The organism is Mycobacterium sp., from assembly GCF_049647605.1.
Lineage (GTDB): Bacteria > Actinomycetota > Actinomycetes > Mycobacteriales > Mycobacteriaceae > Mycobacterium.
The window spans coordinates 1-15,175 of the sequence record NZ_JBARXZ010000121.1 but is presented as its reverse complement, the minus strand read 5'-3'; the positions used below and the strand labels follow the sequence as shown (position 1 = coordinate 15,175).

Here is a 15,175-nt window from a genome sequence, read left to right as displayed (position 1 = left end):
AGCCCGAGTTTGTGTCTGCTCGCGGGAAAAACCGGGGGAGTCAGGCGGGCTGGAGTTCGCCGCGCAGCCGCACCGCCGCAGCGTTGGCCGCGACGTGGCCGGCCAGGGCGTCCTGGCCGGCGCCGATCAGGGTCTCGTCGCCGTGCCAGGCGGCCAGCGCCGGCGACACCAGTGCCCGGCCGAACGAGAACGTCAACGGCCAGGGCGTCTGATGCTGCTGCACGGCCGCCAGGTTTGCCGTCGCCCGCTCGGGTTCCTGGCCGCCGGACAGGAATGCGACACCGGCCAGGTCGGCGGGCCAGGCGCGCAGCACGCGCACGGTGGCGGCGGCCACCTGCTCCGGGGTGGACCGCACCGGGTGGTTGTCACCTTCGATGACCATATTGGGTTTCAGCACGATGCCGGCCAGGTCGACGTTGAGTGCGCTCAGTTGTTGGCGAACCGCGGAATGGACTCCTGCGGTGACCTCGGCGCAGTGCTCCAGGCTGTGGTCACCGGTCATCAGCACCTCGGGCTCGACGATCGGGACCAGCCCCGCCTCCTGGCAGGCGGCGGCGTAGCGCGCCAGTGCGTTTGCGTTGCTGATGGTGGCTCCCCAGCTCGGCAGGGTGTCGGTGATGGTGAAGACCGCGCGCCATTTGGCGAACGCGGCGCCGATCTCCGCGTAGTGCGCCAGCCGCGCGGCCAGCCCGTCGAGCCCCTCGGTGACGGTCTCGCCGGGCAGCCCGGCACCGGGCTTGGCGCCGGTGTCGACCTTGATGCCGGGCAGGATGCCGAGCTGCCGGACGGCCTGGGCAAACGGTTGTCCATCACGGAACACCTGGCCCAGGGTCTCGTCGCAGAAGATGATCCCGGACACCGAATCGGACAGTCCCGGTGTGGTGCAGAGCAGCTCGCGGTACAGGCGGCGGCTGTCGGCGGTGGGGGTGACGCCGGCGTTCTCCAGCCGCGACGACATGGTGGCGATGCTCTCGTCGGCGGCGAGGATGCCTTTGCCCGGTGCCGTCATCGCGGCGGCGATCTGCCTGCACGTGTTCTGCCGGTCAGTCATCGATGCTCCTGTTGGTGGTGTGGTTCGGTCGCCTGATTGCGCCCATACGCGCCGACGCTAAGAGGGGCAGATGGCCGGGACCTCACCCAGGAGGTGGATCTGCGCGGGGAGACGCCAACAATCAAGTGATTACTTCATTATTGAGGGCGAATTCTAGATAGACTGCTTCAGTGTCTGCTGGCAGTGTTCGGCACATGGCAGACAGATGGAACGCGGGAGTCATCCCGTACGCGGAAATGGGTTATTGGCAACCGGATTACGAGCCGAAGGACTCCGATGTGTTGTGCGCCTTCCGGATCACCCCGCAGGACGGGGTGCCTCCAGAGGAGGCCGGGGCCGCGGTGGCGGGGGAATCCTCCACGGCGACATGGACAGTGGTGTGGACCGATCGGCTCACCACCTTCGAGCACTACCAGGCCAAGTGCTACCGCGTGGATGCGGTGCCGAATGCGCCCGGACAGTGGATCGCCTGGATCGCCTACGACCTCGACCTCTTCGAAGAAGGCTCGATCGCAAACCTGACCAGCTCGATCATCGGCAACGTCTTCGGGTTCAAACCGCTCAAGGCGCTCCGGCTGGAGGACATGCGGATCCCGACGCACTACGTCAAGACGTTCCAGGGTCCCGCGCACGGCATCGTGATGGAACGCGAGCACCTCGGCAAGTTCGGCAGGCCGCTGCTGGGGGCCACCACAAAACCCAAGCTCGGGCTGTCGGCACGCAACTACGGCCGCGTCGTCTACGAGGCGTTGCGCGGGGGACTGGACTTCACCAAGGACGACGAGAACATCAACAGTCAGCCCTTCATGCGGTGGCGGGACCGGTTCCTGTTCTGCATGGAGGCGGTCAACCGGGCCCAGGCGAGCACCGGCGAGATCAAGGGCCACTATCTCAACATCACCGCCGGCACCATGGAGGAGATGTACGAGCGGGCGGAGTTCGCGGCCGAGCTCGGTTCGGCGATCGTCATGATCGACCTGACGATCGGCTACACCGCCATCCAATCGATGGCCAAATGGGCCCGCAACAACGGCGTGATCCTGCACCTGCACCGCGCCGGCCACGGCACCTACACCCGGCAGAAGTCCCACGGTGTCAGCTTCCGGGTGATCTCCAAGTGGATGCGGCTGGCCGGGGTGGACCATATCCACGCGGGCACCGTCGTCGGCAAGCTCGAAGGTGACCCGAACACCACCGCCGGCTTCTACGACACGTTGCGGCTGGACAGCGTGAAGGCCGACCCGGTCAAGGGCCTGTACTTCGACCAGGAATGGGCCTCGATGCCCGGTGTCATGCCGGTGGCCTCCGGCGGTATCCACGCCGGCCAGATGCACCAGTTGATCCACTACCTCGGTGAGGACGTGGTGTTGCAGTTCGGCGGCGGCACCATCGGGCATCCGATGGGAATCGCCGCGGGAGCAGAGGCCAACCGGGTGGCGCTCGAGGCGATGATCAAGGCCCGCAACGAGGGCCGGGACTACTACGCCGAAGGCCCCGACATCCTCAAGAAGGCGGCCTCACGTAACCGGGCGCTGGACACCGCACTGGCGACCTGGGGCGACATCACCTTCAACTACGAATCCACCGACACCCCCGACGTCGTTGCGACGCCGAGCCGGACCTAGGAGCTGGACACGATGCGCATCACCCAGGGCACTTTCTCGTACCTGCCCGACTTCACCGATGACGAGATCACCGCGCAGATCAACTATGCGCTGTCCCACGGCTGGCCGCTGTCGGTGGAGTTCACCGACGATCCGCACCCGCGCAACATCTACTGGGAGATGTGGGGCATGCCGATGTTCGACCTGGTGGATCCGGCTGGGGTCCTGATGGAGGTGAACGCCTGCCGGGCCGCCAACCCGAATCACTACATCCGGCTCAACGCGTACGACGCCAGCCTGGGCCGACAGACGACGGCACTGTCGTTCATCGTCAACCGGCCCGCCACCGAACCCGGCTTCCGGCTGGACCGGGCCGAGCTGGCCAACCGGCAGATCGGTTACACCACGCATGCCTATGCGACCGATATGCCGCCGGGGGAGCGTTACGAGCCGTGACCCGCGTCGCGTTCGGGAGCCGGCCGGAAACCGCCGAACCGGACACCGCGCCCGCGGTGCTGCCGGCCGACGCCGTGGTCGATCTGGCCGCGGCTCGGTCGGACGCCGGTGTCGACGAGGTGCTCGAAGCGCTCGACCGTGAGCTCATCGGGCTGGAACCGGTGAAAACCCGCATCGCCGAGATCGCCGCGCTGCTGCTGGTGGATCGGATGCGGGCCCGGTTCGGGCTGCAGGCACCGCAACCCACCTTGCACATGTGTTTCACCGGTAACCCCGGCACCGGCAAAACCACCGTCGCGTTGCGGATGGCCGACCTGCTGCACCGGCTGGGCTATCTGCGCCGCGGCCACCTGGTCAGCGTCACCCGCGACGATCTGGTCGGGGAGTACGTCGGGCACACCGCACCCAAGACCAAGGACGTCATCAAGAGGGCGATGGGCGGGGTGCTGTTCATCGACGAGGCCTACTACCTCTACAAGGCGGAGAACGAGCGGGATTACGGCGGCGAGGCCATCGAGATCCTGTTGCAGGTGATGGAGAACAACCGCGACGACCTGGTGGTCATCCTCGCCGGCTACGCCGACAAGATGGACCAGTTCTTCTCGGCGAATCCCGGTATGCAGAGCCGGGTGGCCCACCACATCACCTTCCCGGACTACACCGTCACCGAGCTCGAGGACATCGCCGTCCTGATGGTCGAGAATCTGGGCTACCGCTTCTCCGACGAGGCCAGGTCGGTGTTCGGCGACTACCTGCGGCTGCGTCGGGAACAGCCCTGGTTCGCCAATGCCCGCAGCGTGCGCAACGCGCTGGAACGGGCCCGGCTGCGCCATGCACGCCGACTGGTCAGCGGACCGATGACCTGCGTCGGTGTGTCGGAGTTGACCACCATCGAGGCCGAGGATCTACTGGCAAGCCGGGTGTTCGAGCTAGGTGAAGGTGAGACGCGATGACCACCAATGCACGACTGCGTGCCCTGGTAGAACTCGCCGACACCGGATCGGTGCGCGGTGCCGCCGAGCGCCTGGTCGTCACGGAATCCTCGATCTCGTCGGCGCTGCGCGCACTGAGCGCGGACATCGGCATCACCCTGGTGGACCGCCACGGCCGGGGGGTGCGGCTGACCCCGGCCGGGCAGCGCTATGTGGAGTACGCCCGTTCCATCCTGGGCCTGCACGACGAGGCGATCCTGGCCGCCCGCGGGGAGGCCGACCCGGAGAACGGGTCGATCCGGCTGGCTGCGGTCACCTCGGCGGGTGAGCTGCTGATCCCCGCGGCGCTGGCCACGTTCCGCGCCGAGCACCCGGGGGTGATCCTGCACCTGGAGGTGGCATCGCGAAATGCGGTGTGGCCGATGCTGGCGCGCCATGAAGTGGATCTGGTGGTGGCCGGCCGGCCACCTGAGGAGCTGCGCCGCAAGGTACGGGTGCGTGCCGTGCGCCCGAATGACCTGATCGTTGTCGGCACACCCGAAGCCGAGGCCGGTTTCCTGCCGGCCACCGCCACCTGGCTGTTGCGCGAACCCGGTTCGGGAACTCGCTCGACGCTGGCGGCCCTGCTGGAAGAGCTCGATGTGACGCCGCCGCAGCTGGTGCTGGGGTCGCACGGCGCCGTGGTGGCGGCGGCCGTCGCCGGGCTGGGCGTCACCTTGGTGTCGCGGCAGGCGGTCAGCCGGCACCTGGATTCCGGCACCCTGGTCGAACTCGAGGTCCCCGGAACACCGATGAACCGACCCTGGCATGTGGTCAGCCAGCCCCGGCCCACGATGTCCACCGAGCTGCTCATCGCCCACCTGATCAGCCAGAAATCGCTGGGGTGGCGGCAGGTGACCGGCGCGCGACGGTATGGCAGCGAGGAACGTGCGGCCGGGTAGGACCGCTACCGCCGCAGCGTTTCCGACGGTGCTTCGCCCCAGCGTTTGCGGTACTCGACGGCAAAACTGCCCAGGTGGTGGAACCCCCAACGTTCGGCAACGGCCGTCACCGTGACGCCGTCCGAGGGGATGGCGTCGGTCAGCTCCTCATGCACCCGTTCGAGCCGACGCTCCCGAACGTAGGTCATCGGCGTGATGCCGAGTTCCTCGCGGAAACCCTGCTGGATCGAGCGCACGCTCATGTGCACCACCTTGGCGATCGCTTCCATGGTGATGCGTTCGGCCAGATGACTGTCGATGTAGTTCATCGCGTTCTGCACCACGGCGCGTCGCTGGTCCGGCTGTGGCGGTTGTAGGAACTCGTCGTGATAATTCGACGGCTGCAACTGCAGCAGACTGCTCATCACCAGCTCTTCGACCGCGCCGATTCCCTGGCCGCGCTGGATCAGCGAGCCGGGATGGAAGACCTCGGTGTGGATCAGCTGAACCGCGGTGTGCCATCGCATGGCCGCCTCGGTGGCCAGATCGAATTCGGGTTCGAACTCCAGGGGTCGGTTCAGGCTTCGGCCGAGCAGCCGGGTCAGGTGTGCGGCCATCGCCCGCTCCTCGATCCGGATCAGTAGCTGTGGTGAGTCATGGCCGAACTTGATGCGCAGCGGGACGCCAGGTGTGGTCACCAGAGCCCTCAGAGTATTTGCCTCGAAGGTGCGTCCACGGTGGGAGATCACGGCGCTGCCGTTCATCGGCATGTGCACGGCGAAGTATTGCCCGAGAGACGGAATGTCGACGGTGGCGCTCACATGTAAATCGACGTACAGCATGCTGACGTTCCGCAACCGGACGCCGTGCATCGTCGCAGCAAACCTGTCGGGGTCCTCGGCGTCGACCTTGAGGGTCAGTGGGGCCAGCGCTTTGGCGAGCAGTCGTGACGCCTCTGCCGGGTTCTCGGTGTAGAAGATCTCGTTGTCGGCCAGCGCAGGTGGAACGCCGCGCGAGCGGACTTTTCTGCGTACCGGCGTGGTGGTGCGGCGGACGTCGATATAGCCGAGCCGGGTCAGGCGCGACATGGCGACCGGTGCGCCAGCCGGACCGCAAACAGCACGGATGGCAATGAAGCATTCAGTAAGTAATGCGCGGCGAACACGCAAGTCTCCTGGCATCGAGGCGCGCGTCAGCGCGCTGAGGTTTTCGCAATTCTGACAGCTACTGCGCGAAAGCGATAGGCACGACCCGAAATGATCGCTAGTTTGTGATTGCGGCCACAGCTCTTCCCAGCCCCCTTGTCGATGCTGATGGCCCCGGGGCACAGCCCGCCCTAAAACACCGCAGGAGGATGCATGGTGGCAAACGGTCACGTGGTCGAGATCTCGCCGGCCGACCGGCTGCGCGAACGGCTCGACGACCCCGAGGTCGCCGCGTCGCTGAACAGCCTGCTGGACCATGCCGACCTGCTCGCCATCCTCGTCACCGGGCTCGACGGCCTGGTGCGCCGAGGCGACGAGATCAGCGAGTCGCTTGCGTCCGCGGTCGGCGACCTACGCGGGCCGGCGGCGGCATTGACCGCGAGCCTGCCCCGCTTCGAGGAAGCCCGGTCGGAACTTCGGACCGTCGACCTGCAGTCGCTGGCGGTCAACCTGGCGGCGTTGTCGACGGCGATCGTGGACGCCATGCCCGTGATGAACAAGCTTCTGCATTCGCCGTTGGTGCAGCCCGAGGCCGCCGATGTGCTCGTCGAACTCGGTCAGGCACTCATCGACGGAAAAGCAGCCGCGGAGGCGGATCCGGGCGGCCCCAAAGGCATCTTCGGATTGTGGCGGGTCAGCAAGGACAAAGACATCAATCGCGGTCTCGGATTTCTTATTCACGTGGCGCGTTCTTTCGGGCGTCAACTCCCCAAATAATTCACATTCTTTTCCAATTCAGCCCATATTGAAAATGCGGCCCGGCCCTTGGGCGCCCACGGACCGCACATTGCGAGAGGAGTCCGGAAGATGGCTTCCGTTTTATGGTTTCAGGGAGGGGCATGCAGTGGGAACACCATGTCGTTTCTCAACGCCGAGGAACCCAATGTCGTCGATCTTGTCGTCGACTTCGGGCTCGACCTGCTCTGGCACCCGTCGCTCGGGCTCGAACTCGGCCAGAACGCCCAGAAAGTGTTCTGGGACTGCGTAAACGGTGAGCGTCCCCTGGACATCTTCGTCTTCGAGGGCACCGTGATCGAGGCGCCGAACGGTACGGGGCGAATGGACATCTTCGCCGACCGGCCGATGAAGGACTGGGTGGACGACCTGGCGGCCGCAGCGCAGATCGTGGTGGCCATCGGTGACTGTGCCTGTTTCGGTGGCATCCCCGCGATGGAGCCCAACCCGTCGGGTTCGACCGGTCTGCAGTTCCACCGGAGGGACCGGGGCGGCTACCTGGGCCCGGACTTCCGTTCCAAGATGGGGTTGCCGGTGATCAACATCCCCGGTTGCCCCGCGCACCCCGACTGGATCACCCAGATCCTGGTGGCGTTGGCGACGGGCCGCGCCGGGGACATCACGCTCGACGACCTGCACCGGCCCGAGACCTTCTTCAAGACGTTCACCCAAACAGGTTGCACCCGAGTGCAATTCTTCGAATACAAGCAGTCCACGATGTCCTTCGGCGAGGGCACCCGCACCGGGTGCCTGTTCTACGAGTTCGGCTGCCGTGGACCGATGACCCATTCGCCGTGCAACCGCATCCTGTGGAACCGGCAGTCATCGAAAACCCGTGCCGGCATGCCCTGCCTCGGCTGCACCGAACCGGAGTTCCCGCACTTCGATCTGGCGCCGGGCACCGTGTTCAAGACCCAGAAGGTCAGCGGCATGATCCCGAAGGAAGTCCCGGAAGGCTCCGACCACCTGACCTACATGGCGCACGCGGCGGCGGCTCGAATCGCCGCGCCCCAGTGGTCCAAAGAAGACATGTTCGTGGTCTAGCCGGAACAGCCCCCGGCGAACGCCTTTCAACCAGACCTCCGAGAGGACCATTCATGACCGCGCTAGACCTCTTCGTCAGCCCACTGGGCCGGGTCGAGGGTGACCTCGACGTCCGCGTCACCATCGAGGACGGGGTCGTCACCTCGGCTTGGACCGAGGCGGCGATGTTCCGTGGCTTCGAGATCATCCTGCGGGGCAAGGACCCGCAGGCCGGACTGATCGTCTGCCCGCGCATCTGCGGTATCTGCGGTGGCAGCCATCTGTACAAGTCCGCGTACGCGCTGGACACCGCATGGCGTACCCACATGCCGCAGAACGCGACGCTGATCCGTAACATCTGTCAGGCCGTCGAGACGCTGCAGTCGATTCCGCGCTACTTCTACGCGCTGTTTGCCATCGACCTGACCAACAAGAACTACGCCAAATCGAAGATGTACGACGAGGCGGTCCGCCGGTTCGCGCCGTACGTCGGCACGAGCTACCAACCAGGCGTGGTTCTTTCGGCCAAGCCGGTCGAGGTGTATGCGATCTTCGGTGGGCAGTGGCCGCACTCCAGCTTCATGGTTCCCGGCGGTGTGATGAGCGCCCCCACCCTGTCCGATGTCACCCGTTCCATCGCGATCCTGGAGCACTGGAAGGACAACTGGCTCGAAAAGCAGTGGCTGGGCTGCAGTATCGAGCGCTGGCTGGAGAACAAGACCTGGGAAGACATCCTGGAGTGGGTCGACGAGAACGAGGAGCAGTACAACAGCGACTGCGGGTTCTTCATCCGGTACTGCCTGGATGTCGGGCTCGACAAGTACGGCCAGGGGGTCGGCAACTACATCGCCACCGGCACGTACTTCGAACCGTCGTTGTACGAGAACCCGACCATCGACGGGCGCAATGCCGCGTTGATCGGGCGTTCCGGGGTGTACGCACAGGGGCAGTGGTACGAGTTCGACCAGGCGAATGTGCGTGAGGACACCACACATTCGTTCTACGAGGGGTCCCGGCCGCTGCATCCGTTCGAGGGGGAGACCATCCCGATCGACCCCGAGGACGGCAGGAAGCAGGGCAAGTACAGCTGGGCCAAATCACCGCGCTATGCGGTCGGGGATCTGGGCCACATCCCGTTGGAGGCGGGTCCGCTGGCGCGCCGGATGACGGCAGCCGGTCCCGATGCCGCCGCACACCAGGACAACGACCCGTTGTTCGTCGACATCATGGCCAAGATCGGGCCCAGTGTGTTGGTGCGGCAGCTGGCTCGGATGCACGAGGCCCCCAAGTACTACCAGTGGGTGCGCGGCTGGCTGGATCAGCTGGACCTCAAGGAGAGCTTCTACACCAAGCCGACGGAGCACGCCGAGGGCAAGGGCTTCGGCGCCACCGAGGCGGCCCGCGGCTCGCTCGCCGACTGGATTGTCATCGAAGACAACAAGATCAAGAACTACCAGGTGATCACTCCGACTGCGTGGAACATCGGTCCCCGCGACGGTGAGAACGTGCTCGGCCCGATCGAGAGTGCGCTGGTGGGGTCGCCGATCGTCGACCCGGAGGATCCGGTGGAGCTCGGCCACGTCGCGCGCAGCTTCGACTCCTGCCTGGTCTGCACGGTGCACGCCTACGATGGCAAGACCGGAAAACAACTGTCGCAGTTCGTGATCAACGGAATGGTGTGAGCGTCCCGTTGGTCGGTTCAACTCCTGACAGCAGCCCGGTACCGCCGGCGGTCGATATCGAGCCGCCCGGCTGTGAGGTGCTGATCATCGGTTGTGGCAACCTGCTTCGGGGCGACGACGGGGTCGGTCCGGTGCTGGTGCGTCACCTCTGGGAGCGGGGCGTCCCCGAGGGCGCGCGTCTCGTCGACGGCGGGACCGCCGGAATGGACGTCGCCTTCCAGATGCGCGGAGCCGCACAGGTGGTGATCATCGACGCGGCGGCGACCGGGTCGGCGCCGGGAACCCTCTTCCGGGTCCCCGGCGCCGAACTGGCCGAACTACCACCGCTGCAGGGGCTGCACACCCACTCCTTCCGGTGGGACCACGCGATCGCGTTTGCCAGGTGGGCGCTGGGGGAGGCCTGCCCCACCGACATCACCGTCTTCCTCATCGAGGCGGCCGGCGTCGAGCCCGGGGCCGAACTCTCCGAACCGGTACAGGCGGCGATGGAAGAGACAATCGCCCACATCGAGGCCGACTACCTCGGGCCGCTGCGGCCACGCCTGGAGGAGGACGTCACCGTTGAGTTCACCGCCGACGGTTACCTGCGTCTGGACGCCGCACTGGCTGCCGGGCGATTCCCGTCGGACGCCGTCGCCGCCGTGCTGCGCGACGATGACCTGTGGCTGATCCCGCTGCGTGGCCCACGCAGTGGCGGACTGTTGCTCAAGCAACGTAATCCTGCCGGGGATCGCTCACTGCTGATCCACGAAGTTCTCGGTGACCTGCTCCCCACCGGTCGCTGTGCGGCATCCTGGGACGATGCGCAGCGTGCATTGCGGATACCACTGGGGTCCGACCGGTGATGCTGATGACTGAGGAGCCTCGGCCCAAGACGTCTCGACCCAAAACGGCGGCCAACAAGCACAGCTCCGCCGATGACGCCCTCGGTGTGGAGACCGTCGTCGTCCCCGAACGCGGCCGCTGGGCGGTGGAGATCGTTGTCGTGTTCGCCGACGGCGTGGTCCGCAAGCGGATCGACACCCATGCCACCAAAGCCAGGGCCGAGCTGTCCGCCCGGCTGATCAAGCGGGCCGCCGAGCGTGACCTGCGCGGACCCCTGAACGGATGAGCTGATGACTGCCCTGCCCGACTCCGATGTTGCCGTTGCCGTCCGTCCGCAACCACTGGGCGCCTTCCCGCTGCCGCTGGGATATCTGCTGATCCCGGCCGGTGACGACACCGAGGATGTGCGCAACGCCCTGCTGGCCGGCAACACCCCAGGGCAGTGGCCAAATGCGTTGCTGGCCCACGCCTACGCGCTGGCCGGTGATCGGGAGTCCGCGCTGGCGGAGCTGACCGGTACCGATCCGGTGTCGCGGTACAACCGCTTTGTGCTCGACCCCGACAGCGAGGACGCCGACTCGGTCCGGGCCGCCCTCGGCGAGTTCGGGGTCCTGGTCGACGTGGTGCTGTTTGTGCTCGGCCGAACCGACACCCCGCCCGACCTCGGCGACGCGGACGCCGAACTGGCTGCCACCGTGCTTTCGGTCCAGGCCAGTCACGCGCTCGCCGACGGCGCACTGCAGGACGCCGTCGACCTGTTGGATCGAGCGGTCGAGGCGGCCGGTGCCGACTCCCCGGCACTGCAGGGTGTCCTGATGGGGGCGGCCGCGTCGATTTGCCGCGACGCTGATGATGCCTCTGCCGAACAGCGGCTGGAGCGGGCCCTGCGGGTGCTCGCCGGAGCCGACGGACTGCGGATCGGTCGTGCCGAGCTGCACCTCAACCTCGCCGGGTTGCTGCACGAAAAGTCCGGCGACCGCCCTGAACTCCTGAACAAGACGGTGCCGCACTATTATTCAGCGCTGCAGCTGGTGCTGCGGGAGGAGGCGCCACTGTTGTGGGCGTCGGCCCACGCCAACCTCGCCACCGCCTACCTGACCATGCCGATGGTCGAGGCCTCGGGGCAGCTGCGCCTCGGTGTCGCCGCCAATTCGCTGCGCTCGGCGCTGAAGGTGTACACCCGCGAGGACTATCCCGAACAGTGGGCCAGTGTGCAGCTGAACCTGGCCAACTCGCTGGTCTACACCCCGTCGAAACACCAGGCCGACAACTTGGTCGAGGCCGTCGAACTCTACGAAGCGGTCCTCGAGGCGCGTGACCGGGACACCGACCCGTCGGGCCGGGCCCGGGTGCTGGCCAATCAGGGCAACGCCCTGGCCCACCTGGGGGTGTTCGACCAGGCCAAAGCCAAACTTTACGACGCCCGCTACCTGTTCGAGGAGCAGAACGACCACGAGTCGGTGCGGGCGGTACGTGGTGTGCTCGACGAGATCGCCCGCCAGGTGGCACTGTTGCGGACCGATGACGATGGGGGACCGGCATGACAGCCAGCGCCGAACCCCGAACTGCCACCGCCGACGGCGATTTCGAAAAGCTGGCGCAGCGGGTCGATGATGCTGTCGCCGCTCTGGCCGGCCTGGATCCCGCCGCCCGCGCCGTCGCCGACGAGGTGAAGGCCGCGATCGAGGCGGTGCATCGCGCCGGTCTGGTCACCATCGTGCGCAGGCTGCGAGAAGATCCCGAGGCCCGAAGCGTGCTCTACGAGCTGGTCGACGACCCGGTGGTGCATCTGCTGCTGTCGCTGCACGAGATCGTGCGCCCTGATCCACTCACCCACGCCAATCGTGTTCTCGTGGAAGTCCGTCCACAGTTGCAGAGCCATGGTGGTGATGTGACCCTGGTCCGTATCGAGGACGGCACCGCCTACGTCCGGCTCGAGGGTGCGTGCAACGGATGCTCGATGTCCTCGGTCACGCTGCGCAACCTGGTGGAGAGCGCCCTGATCGACGGCGTGCCCGCCATCACCGCGGTCGAGGTGGTGCGCAACGAGCCGACTCCCACCCTGATTCCGCTGGAGTCGCTGCGTATCGTTCGTGATCCCGTCGACGACGGCTGGGCCAAAGTGGGGCCGGCCAGCGACATCGCCGACGGTGAGCTGACCCTGAGCCGCCTCGGGGCCGAGGCAACCGAGGTGATCGTGGTCAGTGTCGAGCACCGACTCTCGGCGTATCGAAACGAATGTGCCCACGAGGCACTGCCGTTGGACAACGCGATCCTCGACGTCGGCAGCGGCACCCTGACCTGCCCGTGGCACGGTTTCTGCTACGACGCGGCATCGGGGGAGTGCCTCAGTGCACCCGGCGCCCAGCTCGAGCAGTTGCCGCTGCGTATCGATGACGGCGATGTCTGGGTGCGAGTACGGGGATGAGCCGATACACCGTGCGCCACCACATCGGTGGGACGCTGCTCTCCGGTGAAACCCGGCCCGCCACTGCTCCGCAGGAAGATCTGCGCGGCGGCTGGTCACCGGATGTCTGGCTGGGTGCGCCCGCACCCGGGGGGCTTGCGCTCCCACCCGCCGCGCCCACCATGGCATGGATGTACTCGCCGCGTGGGGTGTTCCTCGACGCCGACCATGTGGTGGTGGCGGACTCCGGCAATCACCGGGTGCTGGTGTGGCACGGGAATCCCGACACCGACGAGCAACCGGCCGACGTCGTGCTCGGCCAGCCGGACGGTGCCACCGAGGGCCGGGCCGCAGGTGGTCGCGGACCCGAGCGCGGGATGAACCTACCCACCGGCGTGCTGATCCACGACGGCCGCCTTGTCGTAGCCGACGCCTGGCATCACCGGATCCTGGTCTGGAACACCGTCCCCACCGACAACGATCGCGCCCCCGATGTCATCCTGGGCCAGGCCGATGCCGTTTCGGTGGAACCCAATGCAGGTGCCGAATGCTGCGCCTCATCGCTCTACTGGCCGTTCGGCATCGCGATGGTCGGCGGGACCTTCTGGGTGGCCGATACCGGGAACCGGCGGGTTCTCGGCTGGCACAACGGGATCCCGAACCCAGGCCAGCCCGCCGACGTGGTACTGGGCCAATCCGATCCCAGCTGCCGGGACGAGAACCGTGGCACAGTTGCGGGTCCGGCGAGCTTTCGGTGGCCGCACGGAGTCACCGGTCGAGACGACCTCCTGCTGATCGCCGACGCCGGCAATCACCGGATACTCGGATGGACACCACCGCCCGGTGCGGACCGACCGGCGGACATCCTGTTGGGGCAGACCGATTTTCACAGCTCGGAGGAGTGGCCCTACGGGCCGCACAGCGGTGACCGGTTCCGCTTTCCCTACGCCATCGACCTCGACAGCACCGGTGGGTCGGATCGGCTGGCCATCGCGGACACCGCCAACAACCGGGTCCTGCTGTGGGAGGGGCTGCCGACCGACGGACGCGCCGCAGATCACGTGCTGGCACAGCCGACATTTGCGACGAACGGGGAGAACCGGTGGACCTCGGTGCAACACGACACGCTGTGCTGGCCGTACGGTCTGTCGTTGTGCGGGGACCGGCTGGCGGTGGCGGACTCGGGTAACAACCGGGTCGTGATCTGGCGGCGCCAGGGCCTCGGATGAGACCACAAATCGTCCAAGCCGACGGGCAGATCGGCTTCTACTGGACCAGTGCCGACGGGGCGCCGGCGACACTGCAGGAACTTGTTGCACACGACGAGGAACCAGACCGGTTGGTGGCCACGCACCTGGAGGCGCTCGATGATGCGTTGATCATCGCCGCGGCCGGGTTCGGCGAGATCCTCGGCGGCGGCCGCGGACCCAACGGGGGAGCCGAGCGAGACGAGCTGCTGGACCTGCATCGCACCCTTGACCGGTTGTGCTTCGAATACGCTGCGGCACTGGAACTCACCGGTTTGTCTGCTGACCTACGAGCGGGCAAGATCATCGGGACAGCCGCGCTGTTCTCGATCTGCGCCCGACAACCCCTCGGGTTGCTCGGTCCCGCTCCACTGGAGGGCCAACTCGACGAGCCCTCGATCGGCGTTGTCGGCGGATACGGCGAGATGTGCCAAGTCGACCCCGACAAGCCGTGGTACGGCGGCCGCTGGGTGGTGCGAACGGAAGCAGGACAACGACTTCCGCTCACCTTGTCGATGATGATGTTCGACAGCTCCGGGGTCAACAAGGAGGCCGCTCGGGCCGAGCACATCGCCGAGCTGCAACGGGTGGTCGACGCAGCACGCAGCCCTGAAGCGGATCCGATCGCCGTCACCTGTGCGGTGGACTGGCTGCTCTACGACTGGCTGATGGCGCATCGTGACGGACCCGACAGCGCAGAGATCGTCTTTCCCAAGGGATATGAGCGTTACGCAGGCGTGGTGGTGAGTGCTGCCGCCGTTTCGGTGGCTGCCCGGGCGTCGTTCGACCCCGGTCTGGTGGGGCTCACGCGATAGATCCCCCTCGGGATCACCTGCCGTCTCCCCCATAACGGGGTAAACCCACGCGCTCCGATCGCGTAGACATGCAGGTACAGGAGAGAGCCGAGAAGCTTTGCGGCCCAGTCATCTCCACCACCTCGATGATCGGAGCCAGGTTGGGCGTCTATTTTCCCATTTTGGTGCTTGGGGTGATTGCTGCGGTGTTTGCGGTGGTGTCGGTGGGGATTGGGTTGGTGGTGGGGCCGCGGCGGTTCAATCGGGCGAAGTTGTCGGCGTATGAGTGTGGGA

At 66.5% G+C, this 15,175-nt stretch carries 16 protein-coding genes; 14 read left to right on the top strand and 2 right to left on the bottom strand.

Annotation, left to right across the window (positions count from 1 at the left end; translation table 11 throughout):
* Positions 1-40 precede the first annotated feature (40 nt).
* Positions 41-1,051, bottom strand: a complete 1,011-nt coding sequence (locus WBB07_RS16265; RefSeq protein WP_526309424.1) for a class I fructose-bisphosphate aldolase — start codon at positions 1,049-1,051, stop codon at positions 41-43.
* Between the two features lie 194 nt (positions 1,052-1,245).
* Between WBB07_RS16265 and WBB07_RS16260 the strand changes: the two genes are divergently transcribed.
* From WBB07_RS16260 to WBB07_RS16245, 4 genes are read left to right on the top strand one after another with little or no spacing between them, the layout of a single operon-like run.
* The gene (locus tag WBB07_RS16260) at positions 1,246-2,676 is read left to right on the top strand and encodes a form I ribulose bisphosphate carboxylase large subunit (RefSeq protein ID WP_526309423.1); all 1,431 of its coding nucleotides are present in this window, start codon (positions 1,246-1,248) and stop codon (positions 2,674-2,676) included.
* A 12-nt stretch (positions 2,677-2,688) separates the two neighbouring features.
* Positions 2,689-3,111, top strand: a complete 423-nt coding sequence (locus tag WBB07_RS16255) for a ribulose bisphosphate carboxylase small subunit (RefSeq protein ID WP_526309422.1) — start codon at positions 2,689-2,691, stop codon at positions 3,109-3,111.
* Positions 3,108-4,064 (top strand): CbbX protein, encoded by a 957-nt coding sequence (gene cbbX, locus WBB07_RS16250; protein ID WP_526309421.1) that lies wholly within the window; start codon positions 3,108-3,110, stop codon positions 4,062-4,064. The genes WBB07_RS16255 and cbbX overlap by 4 nt, the downstream gene beginning before the upstream one ends.
* Positions 4,061-4,984, top strand: coding sequence for a LysR family transcriptional regulator (locus tag WBB07_RS16245; RefSeq protein WP_526309420.1), 924 nt, complete (start codon positions 4,061-4,063; stop codon positions 4,982-4,984). Before cbbX ends, WBB07_RS16245 begins: the two co-directional genes overlap by 4 nt.
* 5 nt (positions 4,985-4,989) lie before the next feature.
* Here the strand turns inward: WBB07_RS16245 and WBB07_RS16240 are convergent, their stop codons facing one another.
* Entirely contained in the window at positions 4,990-6,051 is a 1,062-nt protein-coding gene (locus WBB07_RS16240) for a helix-turn-helix transcriptional regulator (RefSeq protein WP_526309419.1), read from the bottom strand.
* Positions 6,052-6,321: 270 nt separating this feature from the next.
* Here WBB07_RS16240 and WBB07_RS16235 point away from each other — a divergent pair, with 270 nt between their 5' ends.
* The 10 genes from WBB07_RS16235 to WBB07_RS16190 all read left to right on the top strand — a co-directional run.
* On the top strand, positions 6,322-6,885 hold the full coding sequence (locus WBB07_RS16235; protein ID WP_526309418.1) for a DUF1641 domain-containing protein: 564 nt from the start codon (positions 6,322-6,324) through the stop codon (positions 6,883-6,885).
* A gap of 90 nt (positions 6,886-6,975) precedes the next feature.
* Complete coding sequence (locus WBB07_RS16230) at positions 6,976-7,947, top strand: NADH-quinone oxidoreductase subunit B family protein (RefSeq protein WP_526309417.1); 972 nt, start codon at positions 6,976-6,978, stop codon at positions 7,945-7,947.
* 53 nt (positions 7,948-8,000) lie between these two features.
* Positions 8,001-9,608, top strand: a complete 1,608-nt coding sequence (locus tag WBB07_RS16225) for a nickel-dependent hydrogenase large subunit (protein ID WP_526309416.1) — start codon at positions 8,001-8,003, stop codon at positions 9,606-9,608.
* A gap of 83 nt (positions 9,609-9,691) precedes the next feature.
* Positions 9,692-10,453 carry a hydrogenase maturation protease gene (locus WBB07_RS16220; RefSeq protein ID WP_526309425.1) on the top strand — a complete coding sequence of 254 codons (762 nt, stop codon included), beginning with the start codon at positions 9,692-9,694 and terminating at the stop codon, positions 10,451-10,453.
* A gap of 5 nt (positions 10,454-10,458) precedes the next feature.
* Positions 10,459-10,719: a hypothetical protein gene (locus tag WBB07_RS16215; protein WP_526309415.1), complete on the top strand. Its 261-nt coding sequence runs from the start codon at positions 10,459-10,461 to the stop codon at positions 10,717-10,719.
* Positions 10,720-10,723: 4 nt separating this feature from the next.
* A complete protein-coding gene (locus tag WBB07_RS16210) occupies positions 10,724-11,977 on the top strand; it encodes a hypothetical protein (protein WP_526309414.1) in 1,254 nt (417 codons plus the stop codon).
* Positions 11,974-12,861, top strand: coding sequence for a NifU family protein (locus WBB07_RS16205; protein WP_526309413.1), 888 nt, complete (start codon positions 11,974-11,976; stop codon positions 12,859-12,861). Before WBB07_RS16210 ends, WBB07_RS16205 begins: the two co-directional genes overlap by 4 nt.
* The gene (locus WBB07_RS16200; protein ID WP_526309412.1) at positions 12,858-14,069 is read left to right on the top strand and encodes an NHL repeat-containing protein; all 1,212 of its coding nucleotides are present in this window, start codon (positions 12,858-12,860) and stop codon (positions 14,067-14,069) included. Before WBB07_RS16205 ends, WBB07_RS16200 begins: the two co-directional genes overlap by 4 nt.
* The gene (locus tag WBB07_RS16195) at positions 14,066-14,902 is read left to right on the top strand and encodes a hypothetical protein (protein ID WP_526309411.1); all 837 of its coding nucleotides are present in this window, start codon (positions 14,066-14,068) and stop codon (positions 14,900-14,902) included. The genes WBB07_RS16200 and WBB07_RS16195 overlap by 4 nt, the downstream gene beginning before the upstream one ends.
* 68 nt (positions 14,903-14,970) lie before the next feature.
* On the top strand, positions 14,971-15,175 hold a 205-nt coding region (locus WBB07_RS16190; RefSeq protein ID WP_526309426.1), incomplete at its 3' end, for an NADH-quinone oxidoreductase subunit A.